Below are 17,886 nucleotides of genomic sequence, written 5' to 3'. Positions count from 1 at the left end.
GCGAGGAGAGCAGACAGATGTTGCGCTCTGGCGTTATCGCAAAAAAAGTCGGCATGACCCGGCTGTTCCTTGAGGACGGCAAGCAGATCCCGGTGACCGTGCTGCAGCTTGACGGGCTGCATGTGGTGGCTCAGCGCACGGCGGAGCGGGACGGCTACACCGCGGTCCAGCTTGGTGCCGGCACCGCCCGCGTGAAGCGGGTCAGCAAGGCCATGCGCGGCCATTTCGCCGCCGCCAACGTGGAACCGCGCCGCAAGATCGCCGAATTCCGCGTCGATCCCGAGAACCTGATCAAGGTCGGTGAGGAAATCACCGCGGATCACTATTTCGCGGGGCAATATGTGGATGTCGCCGGCACCACCATCGGCAAGGGCTTTGCCGGTGCGATGAAGCGGCACAATTTCGGCGGGCTGCACGCCACGCACGGCGTGTCGATCTCGCACCGCTCGCACGGCTCGACCGGCCAGTGCCAGAACCCCGGCAAGGTGTTCAAGGGCAAGAAGATGGCGGGTCACATGGGCGCGGTGCGGGTCACGACCCAGAACCTCGAGGTGGTGCGCACCGATTCCGAGCGCGGCCTGATCATGGTCAAGGGCGCGGTGCCCGGATCGAAAGGCGGCTGGGTGACGATCCGCGATGCGGTGAAGAAACCGTTCCCCGAGGGGGCCGTTCTGCCCGCGGCGCTGAGATCCGACGCCGAGGCCGCCGCGAAGGCAGCCGAGGAGGCCGCGGCCGCCGCCGCAGCCGAGGCGGAAGCCGAAGCACAGCGTCTTGCCGAGGAGCAGGCCGCTGCCGAGGCAGAGGCGCTCAAGGAGGCCGAGGCCGAGATCGCCGCCGAGCAGGCCGGAGACGGTGATGCCGGCGCCGAGAAGAAGGAAGGCGAAGAATGAAACTCGACGTCATCAGACTGGACGGTGACAAGGTCGGCGATATCGAGCTCGACGCCGCTCTGTTCGGGCTCGAGCCCCGGGCCGACATCCTGCACCGCGTCGTGCGCTGGCAGCGCGCCCGCGCCCAGGCCGGCACGCACAAGGTCAAGACCCGCTCCGAGGTCAGCTATTCGACCCGCAAGATCTATCGCCAGAAAGGCACCGGCGGCGCCCGCCACGGCGCCCGCTCGGCGCCGATCTTCCGCAGCGGTGGCGTCTATGCCGGCCCGACCCCGCGCAGCCACGCCCATGACCTGCCCAAGAAGTTCCGCCGGCTCGGCCTGCTTCATGCGCTGAGCGCCAAGGCGAAGGCCGGCGAGATCGTGGTGATCGAGGCGGCGGAATCCGATGGCAAGACCGGTGCGCTGGCAAAGCAGGTGGCCAAGCTCGGCTGGAAGCGGGCGCTGATCATCGACGGAACCGAGGTCCACGAGGGATTCGCCCGCGCCGCACGCAATATCGAGGGGCTCGACATTCTGCCCTCGGCGGGTGCGAATGTTTACGACATCCTGCGCCGTGACACCCTGGTGCTCACGAAGGCGGGGCTGGAAGCACTGGAGGCACGGCTGAAATGAGCGCGAAGCCCGAACATTACGACGTGATCCGCAAGCCGGTGATCACCGAGAAGGCCACCATGGCCAGCGAGGCGAACACCGTCGTCTTCGAGGTCGCGATCGACAGCAACAAGGCGACGATCCGCGACGCGGTGGAATCGGTCTTTGACGTCAAGGTGAAGGCCGTGAACACCACGATCACCAAGGGCAAGGTCAAGCGGTTCCGGGGCCAGCAGGGCCGCCGCAAGGACGTGAAAAAGGCCTATGTCACCCTCGAAGAGGGAAACACGATTGACGTGACGACCGGCTTTTAATAGGCACGGTCATCGCGCGCGACCCTCGGGGTTGCAAAGCCATCCGGGCCATTCGCGGCCCGATATTCAGAGCGGGGCAACCCGCCGGAACTCTCGCGAGGCCGCCGGGCCTCGCATCTGCTGACGGAAGACAGAAAGCATGGCACTCAAGTCGTACAAGCCGACGACGCCGGGCCAGCGTGGGCTGGTTCTGATCGACCGTTCGGAACTGTGGAAAGGCCGTCCCGAAAAGACCCTCACCGAAGGGTTGACCCGGAACGGCGGCCGCAACAACACCGGACGGATCACGATGCGCCGCATTGGCGGCGGCACCAAGCGTCTTTATCGCGTGGTCGATTTCAAACGCCGGAAAACCGATGTCGGCGCCGTTGTCGAACGGCTGGAATATGACCCGAACCGCACCGCCTTCATCGCGCTGCTGCGCTATGACGATGGCGAACTCGCCTATATCCTCGCACCCCAGCGTCTTGCCGTGGGCGACCGGGTGATTGCGGGGGCGAAGGTCGATATCAAGCCCGGGAACGCGATGCCGTTTTCCGGCATGCCGATCGGGACCATCGTTCACAACATCGAGCTGAAGCCCGGCAAGGGCGGCCAGATCGCGCGTGCCGCCGGCACCTATGCGCAGTTCGTCGGCCGCGACGGCGGCTATGCGCAGATCCGGCTCAGCAGCGGCGAACTTCGCCTCGTGCGCCAGGAATGCATGGCCACGGTCGGCGCGGTCTCGAACCCCGACAACTCGAACCAGAACTTCGGCAAGGCGGGCCGGATGCGCCACAAGGGGATTCGCCCCTCGGTGCGCGGCGTCGCCATGAACCCGGTCGATCACCCCCACGGTGGTGGTGAGGGCCGGACCTCGGGCGGGCGCCATCCGGTGACCCCCTGGGGCAAGCCGACCAAGGGTGCCCGCACCCGCAACCGCAACAAGGCGTCCGGCAAGCTCATCCTGCGAGCACGGCACGCCCGGAAGAAGGGGCGCTGACCATGGCACGTTCCGTCTGGAAAGGTCCGTTCGTCGATGCCTATGTGCTGAAAAAAGCCGAGGCAGCCCGCGAATCCGGCCGCAGCGAAGTGATCAAGATCTGGTCGCGGCGCTGCACCATCCTGCCGCAGTTCGTCGGCCTCACCTTTGGTGTCTACAACGGCAAGAAGCACGTGCCCGTGTCGGTCAGCGAGGACATGATAGGCCAGAAGTTCGGTGAATATTCGCCGACGCGGACCTATTACGGCCATGCCGCCGACAAGAAGGCGAAGCGGAGGTAAGCCATGAGCAAGGAAAAGAACCCCCGCCGCGTTGCCGATAACGAGGCGATGGCAAAGCTGCGCATGCTGCGCGTCAGCCCGCAGAAGCTCAACCTGGTTGCGGCGATGATCCGCGGCAAGAAGGTCGAGCGCGCCCTGAACGATCTGACCTTCTCGAACAAGCGGATCGCGGGTGACGTGCGCAAGTGCCTCCAGTCCGCGATTGCCAATGCCGAGAACAATCACAATCTGGACGTGGACGAGCTGATCGTGGCCGAGGCCTGGGTCGGCAAGAACCTCACGCTCAAGCGCGGCCGCCCGCGGGCGCGTGGGCGGTTCGGCCGGATCACCAAGCCGTTTTCCGAGCTGACGATCAAGGTTCGCCAAGTCGAGGAGCAAGTCTGATGGGAAACAAGGTCAATCCGATCGGGATGCGCCTTCAGGTGAACCGCACCTGGGACAGCCGCTGGTATGCCGACACCAAGGATTTCGGCGATCTGCTGCTCGAGGACGTGAAGATCCGCGAATTCATCCGCAAGGAATGCAAGCAGGCCGGCGTCTCGCGCATCATCATCGAGCGTCCGCACAAGAAGTGCCGCGTCACGATCCACACCGCCCGTCCCGGGGTCATCATCGGCCGCAAGGGCGCGGATATCGAGGCGCTTCGCAAGAAGATCGCCAACATGACCGACAGCGAGCTGCACCTCAACATCGTCGAGGTGCGCAAGCCCGAGCTTGATGCGCAGCTGGTCGGTGAATCGATTGCGCAGCAACTCGAGCGGCGGGTGTCGTTCCGCCGGGCGATGAAACGTGCGGTGCAGAACGCCATGCGCATGGGTGCGCTCGGTATCCGGGTCAACCTCGCCGGCCGCCTCGGCGGTGTCGAGATCGCCCGCACCGAATGGTATCGCGAGGGCCGGGTGCCGCTGCACACGCTGCGCGCCGACATCGACTATGCTCATGTCGAGGCCGAAACCGCCTACGGGATCATCGGGATCAAGACCTGGATCTTCAAGGGCGAGATCATGGAGCATGACCCGTCCGCGCGCGATCGCCGGGCGCAGGAGCTTCAGGACGGCCCCGCGCCCCGTGGCGCCGGCGGCCCCCGCCGGTAAGGAGACGGAAAGATGCTTCAACCGAAACGAACCAAGTTCCGCAAGCAGCACAAGGGCCGCATTCATGGCGAGGCCAAGGGCGGCAGCGACCTGAACTTCGGCACCTACGGGCTGAAGGCGCTTCAGCCCGAGCGGGTGACCGCGCGCCAGATCGAGGCCGCGCGCCGCGCCATGACCCGCCACATGAAACGGCAGGGCCGGATCTGGATCCGGATCTTCCCGGATGTGCCGGTCTCGGGCAAGCCGGCCGAGGTGCGGATGGGCAAGGGCAAGGGCTCGGTCGATTTCTGGGCCTGCCGCGTCCACCCGGGCCGCATCATGTTCGAGCTTGACGGTGTCGAAGAAGACATCGCGCGCGAGGCGCTGCGGCTGGCTGCGATGAAACTGCCGCTCAAGTCCCGCGTGGTGGTGCGCGAGGACTGGTAAGCTGCTTGCCTTGCCGCGCGATGCGGCGTATGGGCAGCGGATGATGTGATCTCCACCAGATTCGGGGTGACCGCTCGGCAAGAGCGGGCCCGCTGGTGATGTGGAAAGGACCATGGCGATGAACGCCGGCGAACTGCGTGACAAGACGCCCGATCAGCTTCGTGACGAGTTGATCCGCCTCAAGAAGGAAAACTTCAACCTGCGCTTCCAGCAGGCCACGGGGCAGCTCGAGAACCCCGCGCGCATCCGCAGCGCGCGCCGCGACATTGCGCGGATCAAGACCATTCTCAACCAGAAGGCCGCGCAAGCGGCCGCAGAGTGACGGAGGCCGAAAGATGCCCAGACGTATTCTTCAAGGCACCGTGACTTCGGACAAGAACAAGCAGACCGTGACCGTTCTGGTCGAGCGCCGCTTCAAGCACCCGCTGATGGACAAGACCATCCGCAAGTCGAAGAAGTATCGCGCCCATGACGAGGCCGACAAATACAAGATCGGCGACATCGTGCGCATCATCGAATGTGCGCCGCGATCGAAAACCAAGCGCTGGGAGGTGCTGGAGGCTTAGGCCGACACCACTTTCCGGCTCGAGCGAAACCCTGGGGCGCAGCCGCTGATGCGCTGCCCCAAAGGTCGGGAGAGACCCAATGATCCAGATGCAGACCAATCTGGATGTTGCTGACAACAGCGGCGCGCGCCGTGTTCAGTGCATCAAGATTCTGGGCGGCTCCAAGCGGAGATACGCCTCGGTAGGCGACATCATCGTCGTCTCGGTCAAGGAAGCGATTCCGCGCGGGCGCGTCAAGAAGGGCGATGTCCGCAAGGCCGTCGTCGTGCGCACCGCCAAGGAAGTGCGCCGCGAGGACGGCTCCGCGATCCGCTTCGACCGCAACGCGGCGGTCATCCTCAACAACAACAACGAGCCGATCGGAACGCGGATCTTCGGCCCCGTCGTGCGCGAGCTGCGGGCCAAGAACTTCATGAAGATCATCTCGCTGGCCCCGGAGGTGCTGTGACATGGCTGCGAAACTCCGCAAGGGTGACAAGGTGATCGTGCTGACCGGTCGCGACCGCGGCAAGGAAGGCACCATCGCGTCGGTCGACCCCAAAGCCGGCAAGGCCGTGGTCGAGGGTGTGAACACCGTCATCCGCCACACCCGCCAGAGCCAGACCAACCCCGGCGGCCGGATCCCGAAGTCGATGCCGATCGACCTCAGCAATCTCGCGCTGCTCGACGCGAACGGCAAGCCGACCCGCGTCGGGTTCCGCGTCGAGGGCGAGCGCAAGGTGCGTTATGCCAAGACCACGGGGGACGTGATCGATGCTTGATTCCGCAACCTACACCCCGCGCCTCAAGGCCGAATTCCAGGAGCGCATCAAGCCCGCGCTCAAGGAAGAGTTCGGCTACCGGAACGACATGCAGATCCCGCGGCTCGACAAGATCGTGCTGAACATCGGCTGCGGCGCCGAGGCGGTGCGCGACAGCAAGAAGGCGAAATCGGCGCAGGACGACCTGAGCCTGATCGCCGGTCAGCGCGCCGTCATCACCCGCGCCCGCAAGTCGATCGCCGGTTTCCGCGTGCGCGAGGAAATGCCGCTTGGCGCCAAGGTGACGCTGCGTGGCAGCCGCATGTACGAATTCCTTGATCGTCTCGTCACCATCGCCCTGCCGCGAGTGCGCGATTTCCGTGGCCTTTCGGCCAGGTCCTTTGACGGCCGGGGCAATTTCGCCATGGGCCTCAAGGAACACATCGTGTTCCCCGAGATCGACTTCGACAAGGTCGATGAAACCTGGGGGATGGATATCGTGATCGCCACCACGGCGCAGACCGACGCCGAAGCCCTGGCGCTGTTGAAGCATTTCAACATGCCCTTCAGAGCCTGAGCGCGGAGAGGAACACCATGGCCAAGAAATCTATGATCGAACGCGAAAAGAAGCGTCAGGCACTGGTGCGCAGGTATGCCGCCAAGCGCGCCGCGCTGAAAGAGATCGCGAATGACGAAACCCGCCCCATGGAAGAGCGCTTCAAGGCGCGGCTCGAGCTTGCCAAGCTGCCGCGCAACAGCTCGCCCGTGCGGCTGCACAATCGCTGCGAACTGAGCGGACGCCCGCACGGCTATTACCGCAAGCTCAAGGTGTCGCGGATCGCGCTGCGCGATCTCGGGTCGGCCGGGATGATCCCCGGCCTCGTGAAATCGAGCTGGTAAGGGAGGGACTGTCATGAACGATCCGATCGCAGACATGCTCACCCGCATCCGCAACGCCCAGATGCGCGGCAAGTCCACCGTGATCACGCCGGCGTCCAAGCTGCGCGCCTGGGTGCTGGATGTGCTGGCCGACGAGGGCTATATCCGCGGCTATGAATCCATGACCGGGAGCGATGGGCACCCGGCGCTGGAAATCAGCCTGAAATATTTCGACGGCACCCCGGTGATCCGCGAGCTGAAGCGCATCAGCAAGCCGGGCCGCCGCGTCTACATGAACGTCAAGGATCTCCCCAGCGTGCGCCAGGGTCTTGGCGTTTCGATCATCTCCACCTCGAAAGGGGTGATGTCGGATGCAAATGCCCGCAGCCAGAATGTTGGCGGCGAGGTTCTTTGCACCGTGTTCTGAGGAGGGCCCGATGTCTCGAATTGGCAAGAAACCGGTCGAGCTGCCGAGCGGTGTCACCGCTTCCGTCTCGGGCCAGACCGTCGAGGTCAAGGGGCCCAAGGGCACCCGCAGCTTCAACGCGACCGACGATGTGACCATCACGGTCGAGGACAACGCGATCACCGTGACGCCGCGCGGCAAGTCCAAGCGCGCGCGTCAGCAGTGGGGCATGAGCCGCTCGATGATCGCCAACCTCGTCACCGGCGTCACCACCGGCTTCAAGCGCGAGCTTGAGGTCGAGGGGGTCGGCTATCGTGTGCAGATGCAGGGCAATACGCTCAAGATGAACGTCGGCTTCAGCCATGACGTCAATTTTGACGCGCCCGAGGATGTGACCATCGTCGCACCGAAGCAGACCGAGATCGCGGTGGAGGGAATCGATCAGCAGCGGGTCGGCCAGGTGGCCGCGAATATCCGCGCGTGGCGCCGCCCCGAGCCCTACAAGGGCAAGGGCATCCGCTACAAGGGTGAGTTCGTCTTCCGCAAGGAAGGCAAGAAGAAGTAAGGACGCAAAAGGCAATGGCACAAAGCACGAGAACCATGTTCCTCAAACGCCGTCTGCGCGTTCGGAACAAGCTTCGCAAGGTGAATGCCGGGCGTCCGCGCCTGAGCGTGCACCGCTCCGGCAAGAACATCAGCGTGCAGCTGATCGACGATGTGAAGGGCGTGACGCTGGCGTCGGCCTCGACGCTGGAAAAGGCGCTCGGCGTCGTGGGCAAGAACAACGTCGAGGCCGCTGCCAAGGTCGGCAGCGCCATCGCCGAACGGGCCAGGTCGGCCGGTGTCGACGAGGCCTATTTCGATCGGGGCGGCTTTCTGTTTCACGGGCGGGTCAAGGCGCTGGTCGATGCCGCGCGTGACGGCGGCCTGAAGATCTGAGGAGAGCGACATGGCAAGAGAAGACAACCGCCGGGGAGGGCGCCGCGACCGCGACGAGACCCCGGAATTCGCCGATCGCCTCGTCGCGATCAACCGGGTGAGCAAGACCGTGAAGGGCGGCAAGCGTTTCGGCTTTGCGGCGCTCGTGGTGGTCGGTGACCAGAAGGGCCGCGTCGGCTTCGGCAAGGGCAAGGCCAAGGAAGTGCCCGAGGCGATCCGCAAGGCGACCGAAGCCGCGCGCCACAGCATGATCCGCGTGCCGCTGCGCGAGGGCCGCACCCTGCATCACGACATGGAAGGCCGTCATGGCGCCGGCCGGATCATCATGCGCACCGCGCCCGAAGGGACCGGCATCATCGCCGGCGGTCCCATGCGGGCCGTGTTCGAGATGCTGGGCGTCAAGGATGTGGTCAGCAAGTCGATCGGCACGCAGAACCCCTATAACATGATCCGCGCCACCATGAACGGGCTCCGGCTCGAGGCGTCGCCGCGTTCCGTGGCGCAGCGCCGCGGCAAGAAGGTCGCCGACATCCTGCCCCGGCGCGATGAATCGGCGCAGAGTTCCGATCAGGTTGCCGAGGAGGCTTGAGACCCATGGCCAAGACCATCGTCGTCCGGCAGATCGCCTCGCCGATCCGCCGCCCCGCCAAGCAGCGCCAGACGCTGATCGGGCTCGGACTGAACAAGATGAACCGCACGCGCGAGCTGGAAGACACGCCCAGCGTGCGCGGCATGATCAACGCGATCCCGCATCTCGTCGAGATCGTCGAGGAGCGCGGCTGACGCCTGCCGTGCGAATGAGACTGCCTTCCCGCCTTGCGGGGGGGCAACATTGATGCGTTTGCATTGGATAGGCTGATGCGCCACGCGTTGCTGATCGCCGCCAGCCTGGCGGTCATGGCCGGGGCCGCCCATGCAGGCGCCTGCCAATACCGCCCAAGCACATTTCTGAGCGGCGCCGGGACTGCCATTTCGGATGGCGGCAGGGCCGCGCTGTCCGGGGCCGGCCGCAGCATGGGCGAAGCCGGCGTCTATACCCTGACCCATGCCGTCACCGGATCGTCATTGCTCAGTTCGACCGCGGCGGGCTCGGCCGCGGCCGGCGCCGTCAGCATCATCGGCGGCAGCGGCGTGCTCAGCACGGTGGGCGCGATCATCGCCGCGCCGGCGACCGTTACCGCCGCCGCCGCGGCCGCGGTCGGGATCGGCGCGCTCGAAGGCGCATGTTATTTCCTCGTCGACGAGCGCATAACCGATTACGACCGCGTCGATGCGATCATGGCCGACATGGCGCAATACGCGGACGAGGATTATTTCGTCTATTCCGCCGGTCGACCGGGAGCGAAGGCCGGTTATATCCGCATCCGCGATGCGGACGATCAGGCCTGGGGCCGTTATGACATTCGCGATCTTTATATCGTGAACGGCATGCTGAAATATCGCAAGTGGGGGCCGAACCGGACCGTGGGGCTCGTCGGTTTCGTGACGGCGCCGGAAGGCGCGGAATCGGGCGCACCCCCGCCGGCGGAGCCGCCGGTCGAGTGACGCCGCCCGGTGGCGGGGCGGGAATCCTCATCCGGTCTTTGTCCGCCAACGATTTCGTGGTAATCAGGCCAGGCCTGCCGGTGCGGGGCGCGGCCCCGAAGGCCGGCGCGAACCACGGAGGAAACACCATGGCTGCAAAGTATGTTGGAGGTTGCGAACATGTGAAAGTGTCCGCCGATGCCGAGCCTTATGACAATCATGAATGTCACTGCAACGTGTGCAAGGACGTGACGGGTCAGCAATCGACCCATTGTGCCTTTTTCAGATATGCGGATGTGACGGTGGACCATTCCGACCGCATGAAGAGGATGCCCTATAACAAGGACAATCCCGACGGGCCACTTGAGCTCTGCGTCTGTGCCGAGTGCGGCTCGCCCCTGATGGTCGACGACAAACAGCGCCGGATCCGGGTGGAGGTGCCCAATCTGATGGGGTTTGACGACGCGAATTTCCCGAAGGTCACCTATCACGCCTTCTGGGACGAAACCAAAGGCTATCCGAAGCCCGACGACGGACTGCCGGTCTATGACGGTCTGAAACCCGATTTCGTCTGGCCGGAGCCCGCGTAGCAGCACGGTGGCTCCGTTTTCGGCGCGAACAGGCCGCTGCAACCGCTTGCCAAGGATCGCTGCCGGCGATACATGGCAAGCGGCGCGGCACCCTGCCCGCCGATGACTGACGAAGACATGTAACGCCGCGTTCGGCCGCTCCCGTCGCTTGGGGGCCGCATCCGGCAGAGGAGAAGCGACATGAAACTGAACGAACTGCGCGACAATCCCGGAGCGAGCCGGACCAAGAAGCGCGTCGGCCGCGGTGCCGGGTCGGGCCTCGGCAAGACCGGCGGGCGCGGCATCAAGGGCCAGAAATCCCGTTCGGGCGTGGCGATCAAGGGCTTTGAAGGCGGCCAGATGCCGATCTATCAGCGTCTGCCCAAGCGCGGCTTCAACAAGCCGAACCGCAAGAGCTATGCGGTGATCAATCTGGGCACGATCCAGAAATTCGTCGATGCCGGCAAGATCGATTCGGGCGCGCCCGTGACCGAGGATGCGCTGGTGGCAAGCGGCGCGGTGCGGCGCCGGCTGGATGGCGTCCGGGTTCTGGCCAAGGGCGATTTTTCGGCAAAGCTGAGCCTTGAGGTCACCGGGGCTTCGAAAGCCGCGATTGCCGAGGTCGAGAAAGCCGGCGGTTCGCTCAAGGTGGCGGCAGCGGCGGCAGCGGCGGCCGATACGTCCGAATAATGGCTTGTGAGCGACGCCCGCGTCGCCTACATAGTCTGCAACTCACCGAAATCGCCCGCGCCGGAAACCGGGTCGCGGGCGACCTTCTTCGAGAAAGCGCCTCATGGTATCAGCAGTAGAGCAGATGGCCGCCAACACCAGCTGGGCGGCGCTCGGCAAGGCCACCGACCTGCGCAACCGCATCCTGTTCACGCTGGGTCTTCTGATCGTCTATCGGATCGGCACCTTCATTCCCGTGCCGGGAATCGACGGCGCGGCCCTGCGCGAGTTCATGGAAGGGGCCGGGCAGGGCATCGGCGGCATGGTGTCAATGTTCACCGGCGGAGCCTTGGGGCGGATGGGCGTCTTTGCGCTCGGCATCATGCCCTATATCTCGGCCGCGATCATCGTGCAGCTGCTTACCTCCATGGTTCCGATGCTGGAGCAGCTCAAGAAGGAAGGCGAGCAGGGCCAGAAGAAGATCACGCAATATACCCGCTATGGCACCGTCGCGCTCGCGACCGCGCAGGCCTACGGGCTCGCGGTCAGCCTCGAGGCCGGTGATCTGGCGACCGATCCGGGCATGTTCTTCCGCCTGTCCACCATGATCACCCTGGTCGGCGGCACCATGTTCCTGATGTGGCTGGGCGAACAGATCACCCAGCGCGGCATCGGCAATGGTATCTCGCTGATCATCTTCGTCGGCATCATTGCCGAGATTCCGGCGGCGCTGGCGCAGTTCCTTGCGTCGGGCCGGTCGGGCGCGATCAGCCCCGCAATCATTGTCGGCGTGATCCTTGGCGTCTTTGCCATCATCACTTTCGTCGTCTTCATGGAGCGTGCGCTGCGCAAGATCCATATCCAGTATCCGCGCCGGCAGGTCGGCATGAAGATGTATGACGGCGGATCGTCGCACCTTCCGGTCAAGATCAACCCGTCGGGGGTGATCCCGCCGATCTTTGCCTCGTCGCTGCTGTTGCTGCCGACGACGATCTCGACCTTTTCCTCGGGTGCGGCAACCGGGCCGGTCATGTCCTGGCTGCTGGCCTTCTTCGGGCCGGGGCAGCCGCTCTATCTGCTGTTCTTCGTGGCGATGATCGTGTTCTTCACCTATTTCTACACGTTCAACGTCTCGTTCAAGCCGAACGACGTGGCCGACAACCTCAAGCGCCAGAACGGTTTCGTGCCGGGCATCCGCCCCGGAAAGAAGACGGCCGAGTATCTGGAATATGTGGTGAACCGGGTGCTTGTGCTCGGCTCGGCCTATCTGGCCGCAGTCTGCGTGATGCCGGAAATCCTGCGCGACCAGTTCGCGATACCCTTCTATTTCGGCGGCACCTCGCTGCTGATCGTGGTGAGCGTCACCATGGATACGATCCAGCAGGCCCAGAGCCACCTGCTTGCGCATCAGTATGAGGGGCTGATCGAACGGTCCCAGTTGCGCGGACGCGGGGGCGACAAGAAACGGCAGCGCCGCAGCCCGACACGCCGGTAGCGCGGCATTGACGCCGCTCTGCCGCGCTGTCGCCCGGACTGTCTGCCGGGGGTTGACGGCCTTGACAGTTCCCCATAGCTAGCGCTATCTCGGCGGGAATCATTGGCGGCGCCCTGCGCGCGGCCGGATCACCTCATCCAAAGCGTGGCCGGATCGCGGGGCTTCCCTGCACCGGCGTTGTGAAAAAAGGGTCTGGCATTACGGACCCGCAACGAAAGGAAAGCGACACGTGGCACGTATTGCCGGCGTAAACATCCCGACAGCCAAGCGGGTTCCCATCGCCCTCACCTATATCACCGGGATCGGCCGCGCGAGCGCCGAAGCCATCTGCGAGGCCGTGGGCATCGACCCGGCTCGCCGCATCAACGAGTTGAGCGACAGCGAAGTCCTGCAGATCCGCGAACATATCGACGCGAATTTCACCGTCGAGGGCGATCTGCGCCGCGAAACCCAGATCAATATCAAGCGTCTCATGGATCTCGGCTGCTACCGCGGTCTGCGCCATCGCCGCAACCTCCCGGTTCGTGGGCAGCGCACCCATACCAACGCACGCACGCGCAAGGGGCCCGCAAAGCCCATCGCCGGCAAGAAGAAATAAGGGGGGCGGACAATGGCACGCGACAAGACACGCACGAAACGCCGCGAACGCAAGAACATCGCCGCCGGCGTGGCGCATGTGAACTCTTCGTTCAACAATACGACCATCCTGATTTCCGACGTGCAGGGGAATGCGATTTCCTGGTCCTCGGCGGGCACCATGGGATTCAAGGGATCGCGCAAATCGACCCCCTTCGCCGCGCAGATGGCGGCCGAGGATGCCGGGCGCAAGGCGCAGGAACATGGCGTCAAGACCATCGAGGTCGAGGTGCAGGGGCCGGGTTCCGGGCGCGAATCGGCGCTGCGCGCGCTGGCGGCGGTCGGTTTCAACATCACCTCGATCCGCGATGTGACCCCGATCGCCCATAACGGCTGCCGGCCGCCCAAACGCCGCCGCGTCTGAGGACGGCCATTCTTGCCAGGGGCCGCGCCGTGCGGCGGGGCCCCGCCATCTGAAACCTCGGGCGTCCGCATCTTCCTGGACATGGGATACGGGCAGGTATGGAGGGATACATGATCCACAAGAACTGGGCCGAACTCATCAAGCCGAACAAGCTCGACCTGCGGCCGGGCGGAGATCCGGCCCGTCAGGCGACGCTGGTGGCCGAACCGCTGGAGCGCGGCTTCGGCCTTACGCTTGGCAACGCGCTGCGCCGCGTGCTCATGAGCAGCCTGCAGGGTGCGGCCATCACCGCCGTGCAGATCGACAACGTGCTGCACGAATTCTCGAGCGTCGCCGGGGTCCGCGAGGATGTCACCGACATCATCCTGAACCTGAAGGAAGTGGCGCTGCGCATGGAAGTCGAGGGGCCCAAGCGCCTTTCGATCAGCGCCAAGGGACCGGCCGTCGTGACCGCGGGCGACATCAGCGAAAGCAACGGCATCGAGATCCTGAACCGCGAACACGTGATCTGCCACCTTGATGACGGCGCCGAACTGTTCATGGAACTGACCGTGACCAGCGGCAAGGGCTATGTCGCCGCCGAAAACAACCGCACCGAGGATGCGCCGATCGGCCTTATCCCGATCGACGCCATCTTTTCGCCGGTCCGCAAGGTCAGCTATGACGTGCAGCCGACCCGCGAAGGGCAGGTGCTGGATTACGACCGGCTCACGCTCAAGGTCGAGACCGACGGCTCGATCAAGCCCGACGATGCCGTGGCCTTTGCCGCGCGCATCCTGCAGGATCAGCTGAGCATCTTCGTCAACTTCGAGGAGCCGGAAAGCGCCACGCGCCAGGAAGAGGACGACGGGCTCGAATTCAACCCGCTGCTGCTCAAGAAGGTGGACGAGCTTGAACTTTCGGTGCGCTCGGCCAACTGCCTCAAGAACGACAACATCGTCTATATCGGCGATCTGATCCAGAAGACCGACGCCGAAATGCTGCGCACGCCGAACTTTGGCCGCAAGTCGCTGAACGAGATCAAGGAAGTGCTTTCGAGCATGGGGCTGCACCTCGGCATGGAGGTCGAGGACTGGCCGCCCGAGAATATCGAGGAACTGGCCAAGAAATTCGAGGATGCGTTCTGAACAGCGCATTCCTGGAAACAATGCCCGGCTGATCCGGGGAACAACCGGGCATCTGCCCCAAGGAGAGCGGCCGGCGCGCATCGGCCGCCAGACAAAGCATAACCCTGCAAAAGGAACGACATCATGCGTCACGCAAGCGGATACCGCCGCCTCAACCGCACCCATGAACATCGCCGCGCGCTGTTCGCCAACATGGCCGGGTCGTTGATCGAACACGAACAGATCAAGACCACCCTGCCCAAGGCCAAGGAACTGCGCCGGATCGCCGACAAGCTGATCACCCTGGCCAAGCGCGGCGACCTGCATGCGCGCCGTCAGGCCGCATCGCGGCTCAAGCAGGATCAGCATGTGGCCAAGCTGTTCGAGGTGCTGGGCCCCCGCTACAAGGAGCGCAACGGCGGCTATGTGCGCGTGCTCAAGGCCGGGTTCCGCTACGGCGACATGGCGCCGATGGCGATCATCGAATTCGTGGACCGCGACCGCGACGCCAAGGGCGCGGCCGACAAGGCCCGCGTCGCTGCCGAAGAGGCCGACGCCGACGAATGAGCCCGCGCCAGAGCGGCACGGAGCGTCAGCCCCGCCCCATCCGGGCGGGGTTTTCATTCTTGCGGTCCGGCTGCGCGACCGCTTGCAATCTGCGGGGTCGCCTCGCATATCTCTTGACCATGACCCGCCTGATCCGCCCTTTGACCGCCGCGCTCATGCTTGGCCTTGCCGTGCCCGCCGTGCCGGCCCATGCGGAGGCGCGCGTGCCGCGGGACCGGGCCGAGATCGGGCTTGGCTTTGCCCCGGTGGTCAAGGAGGTCGCGCCGGCGGTGGTCAGCATCTACGCCCGCCGCATCATTGCCACGCGTCAGAGCCCCTTCATGGACGACCCGTTCTTTCGCGAATTTTTCGGCGATATCGGCCAGATGCGGCCGCAGGTGCAGAATTCGCTTGGCTCGGGCGTAATCCTTTCGGGCGACGGAATCGTCGTGACCAATTATCACGTGATCGGCGCCGCGACCGACATCCGCGTGGTGCTGAAGGACCGGCGCGAATTCGGCGCGCGCGTCATTCTGGGCGACGAGGAATCGGACCTTGCGGTGCTCAAGCTCGACGTGCCGGAGGAACTGCCGCATCTCGCGCTGCGCGATTCCGACCGGGTCGAGGTGGGTGAGCTTGTGCTTGCGATCGGCAATCCCTTCGGCGTCGGACAGACCGTAAGCAGCGGCATCATTTCCGGGCTTGCGCGATCCGGCGTGCTGACGGGGCAGGTGCGGGGATATTTTCTTCAGACCGATGCGCCGATCAACCCCGGCAATTCCGGTGGCGCGCTGGTCGATGTGAACGGGGCGCTGATCGGCATCAACACGTCGATCCTGAGCCGTTCGGGCGGGTCGAACGGGATCGGCTTCGCCATTCCCTCGAACCTTGTCGGGCAATTCGTGGAGCAGGCGCGCGCCGGGAACGAACGGTTTGAGCGGCCCTGGGCCGGGATGACGGGCCAGCCGGTCGAGGCCGACATGGCCGCCTCGCTCGGCCTTTCCGTGCCGGGCGGTGTGCTGGTCTCGGATCTGCACGCGGAAAGCCCCTTTGCCGGTGCCGGCCTGCAGGTTGGCGACGTCGTCACCCATGTGGACGGGCAGCCGGTCGATTCGCCCTCCGAGATGCTGTTCCGCATGTCGGTGGCGGGGGTCGGCGCCAGCGCGCATGTCGCCTATATGCGCGAGGGCAGGGAACAGGTGGCCGATGTGGCCATGATCCGCCCGCCCGAGACGCCGGAGGCGGACGAGCGCCGCCTGCCGCGCGACAGTGCCTTGCCGGGGCTTGCGCTCGCCCGGGTCAATCCGGCGCTGATCGCGCGGCTCGACCTGCCACTTTCGACGCAGGGCGTGATCGTGACCGAGCCCGGCCCCTATGGTGCCCGGGCCGGCCTGCGCACGGGCGATGTGATTGCCCGGGTGAACGGGGCCCCGGTCGAGACCAGCGCGGCCGCAGCCCGGGCCCTTGAGGCGCGCGGGCGCTGGATGGTGATGGACGTGCTGCGCCGCGGCCAGCCGCTGCAACTGCGGTTCCGACTCTGATGGCCGATCTGTTCGACAGCGACCCGAAGGCCGCGCCGCCGGCGCCCAATCGCCCGCTTGCCGACCGGCTGCGGCCCCGGAGCATCGAACAGGTGATCGGCCAGCAGCAGGTGCTTGGCCCCGAGGCGCCGCTTGGCGCCATGCTTGCGGCGGGGCAGCTTGGCAATCTGATCTTCTGGGGGCCGCCCGGGGTTGGAAAGACCACCATCGCGCGGCTGCTTGCGAACGCGAGCGACCTTCACTTCGTGCAGATCAGTGCCATTTTCAGCGGCGTTGCCGACCTCAAGAAAGTGTTTGATGCGGCCCGGATCCGGGTGCAGAACGGGCAGGGAACGCTGCTTTTCGTTGACGAGATCCACCGGTTCAACAAGGCGCAGCAGGACGGATTCCTGCCCTATATGGAGGATGGCACGATCCTGCTGGTCGGGGCCACCACCGAAAACCCGTCTTTCGAGCTGAATGCCGCGCTGCTCAGCCGGTCGCAGGTGCTGGTGCTCGAGCGGCTCGGGCTGGCCGATCTCGAACTCATGACGCAGCGTGCCGAACGGGAACTGGACCGTGCGCTGCCCCTCACCGGCGAGGCGCGCGAGGCCCTGCAGGAGATGGCCGACGGCGACGGGCGGGCGCTGCTCAACCTGATCGAGCAGGTCATGGCCTGGAAAACCGACGCCCCCCTTGACGCCGAGGCATTGGCCACGCGGCTGATGCGGCGCGCGGCGAAATACGACAAGTCGGGCGACGAACATTACAACCTGATTTCGGCCCTGCACAAATCGGTGCGCGGCTCGGACCCGGACGCGGCGCTTTACTGGCTGGCGCGCATGCTCGAAGGCGGCGAGGATCCGCGCTATCTGGCCCGCCGCATCACGCGGATCGCGATCGAGGACATCGGCCTTGCCGATCCGCAGGCGCAGACGCTCTGCCTTCATGCCTGGGAAGTGTTCGAGCGCCTCGGCAGCCCGGAGGGTGAACTGGCGCTGGCGCAGGCGGTGGCCTATCTGGCCCTCGCACCCAAGTCGAACGCGGGTTACGTCGCCTACAAGGCGGCACGGAAACTTGCCCGCAAGACCGGCAGCGCGCCGCCGCCCAAGCATATCCTGAACGCGCCGACCTCGCTCATGAAGGACCAGGGTTATGGCAAGGACTATGCCTATGACCACGATGCCGAGGACGGTTTTTCGGGGCAGAACTATTTCCCCGAGGACGTGAAACGCCCGGTGCTCTATTCCCCGGTCGAACGCGGATTCGAGCGCGAACTGAAGAAGCGGGTGGAGTATTTCGCAAGGCTGCGCAGCCAGCGCGATACCTGATACGGGTGCGCGGCAT

The 17,886-nt window shown here is 65.1% G+C and carries 29 protein-coding genes; all 29 read left to right on the top strand.

The genetic code is table 11. The annotated features are described in order from the left end of the window. Nucleotides 1-17: 17 nt before the first annotated feature. The 29 genes from rplC (at nt 18) to B0B01_RS05310 (ending at nt 17,870) form a co-directional block, all read left to right on the top strand. Complete coding sequence (rplC, locus tag B0B01_RS05450) at nt 18-890, top strand: 50S ribosomal protein L3 (protein ID WP_076648450.1); 873 nt, start codon at nt 18-20, stop codon at nt 888-890. Further along, a complete protein-coding gene (gene rplD / locus B0B01_RS05445; RefSeq protein ID WP_076648448.1) occupies nt 887-1,504 on the top strand; it encodes a 50S ribosomal protein L4 in 618 nt (205 codons plus the stop codon). The genes rplC and rplD overlap by 4 nt, the downstream gene beginning before the upstream one ends. Further along, nucleotides 1,501-1,797 (top strand): 50S ribosomal protein L23, encoded by a 297-nt coding sequence (locus tag B0B01_RS05440; RefSeq protein ID WP_076648446.1) that lies wholly within the window; start codon nt 1,501-1,503, stop codon nt 1,795-1,797. Before rplD ends, B0B01_RS05440 begins: the two co-directional genes overlap by 4 nt. A gap of 139 nt (nt 1,798-1,936) precedes the next feature. Beyond that, nucleotides 1,937-2,779 (top strand): 50S ribosomal protein L2, encoded by an 843-nt coding sequence (gene rplB, locus B0B01_RS05435; RefSeq protein ID WP_076648444.1) that lies wholly within the window; start codon nt 1,937-1,939, stop codon nt 2,777-2,779. Between the two features lie 2 nt (nt 2,780-2,781). After that, entirely contained in the window at nt 2,782-3,060 is a 279-nt protein-coding gene (rpsS, locus tag B0B01_RS05430; protein ID WP_076648442.1) for a 30S ribosomal protein S19, read from the top strand. 3 nt (nt 3,061-3,063) lie between these two features. Then, complete coding sequence (gene rplV / locus B0B01_RS05425) at nt 3,064-3,444, top strand: 50S ribosomal protein L22 (protein ID WP_076648440.1); 381 nt, start codon at nt 3,064-3,066, stop codon at nt 3,442-3,444. Continuing rightward, complete coding sequence (gene rpsC, locus B0B01_RS05420; protein ID WP_076648438.1) at nt 3,444-4,154, top strand: 30S ribosomal protein S3; 711 nt, start codon at nt 3,444-3,446, stop codon at nt 4,152-4,154. The genes rplV and rpsC overlap by 1 nt, the downstream gene beginning before the upstream one ends. Nucleotides 4,155-4,166: 12 nt before the next feature. Next, nucleotides 4,167-4,580: a 50S ribosomal protein L16 gene (rplP, locus tag B0B01_RS05415; RefSeq protein ID WP_076648436.1), complete on the top strand. Its 414-nt coding sequence runs from the start codon at nt 4,167-4,169 to the stop codon at nt 4,578-4,580. Between the two features lie 118 nt (nt 4,581-4,698). Further along, on the top strand, nt 4,699-4,902 hold the full coding sequence (gene rpmC / locus B0B01_RS05410; protein ID WP_076650073.1) for a 50S ribosomal protein L29: 204 nt from the start codon (nt 4,699-4,701) through the stop codon (nt 4,900-4,902). 13 nt (nt 4,903-4,915) lie between these two features. Continuing rightward, nucleotides 4,916-5,146, top strand: a complete 231-nt coding sequence (rpsQ, locus tag B0B01_RS05405; RefSeq protein ID WP_076648434.1) for a 30S ribosomal protein S17 — start codon at nt 4,916-4,918, stop codon at nt 5,144-5,146. 79 nt (nt 5,147-5,225) lie between these two features. After that, nucleotides 5,226-5,594 (top strand): 50S ribosomal protein L14, encoded by a 369-nt coding sequence (gene rplN, locus B0B01_RS05400; RefSeq protein ID WP_076648432.1) that lies wholly within the window; start codon nt 5,226-5,228, stop codon nt 5,592-5,594. Between the two features lies 1 nt (nt 5,595). Further along, complete coding sequence (gene rplX, locus B0B01_RS05395) at nt 5,596-5,907, top strand: 50S ribosomal protein L24 (RefSeq protein ID WP_076648430.1); 312 nt, start codon at nt 5,596-5,598, stop codon at nt 5,905-5,907. Continuing rightward, the gene (gene rplE / locus B0B01_RS05390; RefSeq protein ID WP_076648428.1) at nt 5,900-6,463 is read left to right on the top strand and encodes a 50S ribosomal protein L5; all 564 of its coding nucleotides are present in this window, start codon (nt 5,900-5,902) and stop codon (nt 6,461-6,463) included. Before rplX ends, rplE begins: the two co-directional genes overlap by 8 nt. A gap of 17 nt (nt 6,464-6,480) precedes the next feature. Then, complete coding sequence (rpsN, locus tag B0B01_RS05385; protein ID WP_076648426.1) at nt 6,481-6,786, top strand: 30S ribosomal protein S14; 306 nt, start codon at nt 6,481-6,483, stop codon at nt 6,784-6,786. 13 nt (nt 6,787-6,799) lie between these two features. Then, nucleotides 6,800-7,192, top strand: a complete 393-nt coding sequence (rpsH, locus tag B0B01_RS05380) for a 30S ribosomal protein S8 (protein ID WP_076648424.1) — start codon at nt 6,800-6,802, stop codon at nt 7,190-7,192. 10 nt (nt 7,193-7,202) lie between these two features. Further along, the gene (gene rplF, locus B0B01_RS05375) at nt 7,203-7,736 is read left to right on the top strand and encodes a 50S ribosomal protein L6 (protein ID WP_076648422.1); all 534 of its coding nucleotides are present in this window, start codon (nt 7,203-7,205) and stop codon (nt 7,734-7,736) included. Nucleotides 7,737-7,750: 14 nt separating this feature from the next. Continuing rightward, a complete protein-coding gene (gene rplR / locus B0B01_RS05370) occupies nt 7,751-8,110 on the top strand; it encodes a 50S ribosomal protein L18 (protein ID WP_076648420.1) in 360 nt (119 codons plus the stop codon). Between the two features lie 10 nt (nt 8,111-8,120). Continuing rightward, nucleotides 8,121-8,699 (top strand): 30S ribosomal protein S5, encoded by a 579-nt coding sequence (rpsE, locus tag B0B01_RS05365; RefSeq protein ID WP_076648418.1) that lies wholly within the window; start codon nt 8,121-8,123, stop codon nt 8,697-8,699. 5 nt (nt 8,700-8,704) lie between these two features. Then, nucleotides 8,705-8,893 carry a 50S ribosomal protein L30 gene (gene rpmD / locus B0B01_RS05360; RefSeq protein WP_076648416.1) on the top strand — a complete coding sequence of 63 codons (189 nt, stop codon included), beginning with the start codon at nt 8,705-8,707 and terminating at the stop codon, nt 8,891-8,893. A gap of 75 nt (nt 8,894-8,968) precedes the next feature. Beyond that, nucleotides 8,969-9,655, top strand: a complete 687-nt coding sequence (locus tag B0B01_RS05355; protein ID WP_076648414.1) for a hypothetical protein — start codon at nt 8,969-8,971, stop codon at nt 9,653-9,655. A 128-nt stretch (nt 9,656-9,783) separates the two neighbouring features. After that, entirely contained in the window at nt 9,784-10,224 is a 441-nt protein-coding gene (locus B0B01_RS05350; RefSeq protein WP_076648412.1) for a GFA family protein, read from the top strand. A 180-nt stretch (nt 10,225-10,404) separates the two neighbouring features. After that, nucleotides 10,405-10,893: a 50S ribosomal protein L15 gene (gene rplO, locus B0B01_RS05345; protein ID WP_076648410.1), complete on the top strand. Its 489-nt coding sequence runs from the start codon at nt 10,405-10,407 to the stop codon at nt 10,891-10,893. A gap of 103 nt (nt 10,894-10,996) precedes the next feature. Continuing rightward, nucleotides 10,997-12,367: a preprotein translocase subunit SecY gene (gene secY, locus B0B01_RS05340; protein ID WP_076648408.1), complete on the top strand. Its 1,371-nt coding sequence runs from the start codon at nt 10,997-10,999 to the stop codon at nt 12,365-12,367. A gap of 229 nt (nt 12,368-12,596) precedes the next feature. Beyond that, on the top strand, nt 12,597-12,965 hold the full coding sequence (gene rpsM / locus B0B01_RS05335) for a 30S ribosomal protein S13 (protein WP_076648406.1): 369 nt from the start codon (nt 12,597-12,599) through the stop codon (nt 12,963-12,965). A gap of 12 nt (nt 12,966-12,977) precedes the next feature. Next, complete coding sequence (rpsK, locus tag B0B01_RS05330; RefSeq protein ID WP_076648404.1) at nt 12,978-13,367, top strand: 30S ribosomal protein S11; 390 nt, start codon at nt 12,978-12,980, stop codon at nt 13,365-13,367. Nucleotides 13,368-13,477: 110 nt separating this feature from the next. After that, a complete protein-coding gene (locus B0B01_RS05325) occupies nt 13,478-14,494 on the top strand; it encodes a DNA-directed RNA polymerase subunit alpha (RefSeq protein ID WP_076650072.1) in 1,017 nt (338 codons plus the stop codon). A 123-nt stretch (nt 14,495-14,617) separates the two neighbouring features. Continuing rightward, nucleotides 14,618-15,040 carry a 50S ribosomal protein L17 gene (rplQ, locus tag B0B01_RS05320; protein WP_076648402.1) on the top strand — a complete coding sequence of 141 codons (423 nt, stop codon included), beginning with the start codon at nt 14,618-14,620 and terminating at the stop codon, nt 15,038-15,040. A gap of 119 nt (nt 15,041-15,159) precedes the next feature. Next, nucleotides 15,160-16,560, top strand: a complete 1,401-nt coding sequence (locus tag B0B01_RS05315; RefSeq protein WP_076648400.1) for a trypsin-like peptidase domain-containing protein — start codon at nt 15,160-15,162, stop codon at nt 16,558-16,560. Then, nucleotides 16,560-17,870 carry a replication-associated recombination protein A gene (locus B0B01_RS05310; RefSeq protein WP_076648398.1) on the top strand — a complete coding sequence of 437 codons (1,311 nt, stop codon included), beginning with the start codon at nt 16,560-16,562 and terminating at the stop codon, nt 17,868-17,870. The genes B0B01_RS05315 and B0B01_RS05310 overlap by 1 nt, the downstream gene beginning before the upstream one ends. The last annotated feature ends 16 nt before the right edge of the window (nt 17,871-17,886 follow it).

Origin of the sequence: Pontibaca methylaminivorans (assembly GCF_900156525.1) — a bacterium.
In the GTDB taxonomy this organism is placed as follows: Bacteria; Pseudomonadota; Alphaproteobacteria; order Rhodobacterales; family Rhodobacteraceae; genus Pontibaca; species Pontibaca methylaminivorans.
This window is presented reverse-complemented; position numbering and strand designations above follow the sequence as displayed.